Genomic DNA, 676 nt, shown 5'->3' with positions numbered 1-676 from the left:
GACTACACGGTACAACCCGAGTACGCCGTAGCGGTAAACGTACAGGATGTAAAGACTTCGGACATCGTCAAGATCGCCAACGTGATCCTGGGTGCGGAAGACTTCACGTCTCCCTACGACTACCTGGCGGCGGACGTCGACCAGAACCGGAACCTGAACGTACTGGACCTCGTTGCGATCCAGCGGGTGATCCTCGGCCTCGACGCGAACTACGCTACCGGCGAGAGCTGGGGCTTCGTGCCGGCGGACGTTGACGTGAGCAACCCTTACGCTGCGGCCTTCCCCGAGGTGTACAATGCCAACGACCTGACGGGCAGCATCCTGGATGCGGACTTCGTGGCCTTCGCTTACGGTGACGTAGTGGGCAATGGACGTTCTACGGCCTCCATCGAAGCCGCTGACGTCCAGTTGGAAGCTGGTCAGATGCACACGATGGAAATCCGCGGCACTGAGCTGGCGGGCTTCCAGGGTACAATCGAACTGGCCACTGGCCTGGAGCTGGTGACGGCCAGCTACGAAGGCGAAGGCGCGATCAACCTGAACCGGGCTGGAGACGGCCTGGTGGCGGTAGCCCTGCGGGGTGATGCGGTGCTGACGCTGGAAGTGATGGCTACGGCTGCGGGTCGCCTGAGCGAACTGGTGAGCCTGACGGACGAGATCACGGTTCGGGAGGGTG

The 676-nt window shown here is 62.3% G+C and carries 1 pseudogene; it reads left to right on the top strand.

The features are described 5' to 3' along the window. Positions 1 to 676, top strand: a pseudogene (locus H9S92_RS07720) (hypothetical protein); the annotation flags it as partial.

This window comes from Neolewinella lacunae, assembly GCF_014349155.1.
Classification (GTDB): Bacteria; Bacteroidota; Bacteroidia; order Chitinophagales; family Saprospiraceae; genus Neolewinella; species Neolewinella lacunae.
This window is presented reverse-complemented; position numbering and strand designations above follow the sequence as displayed.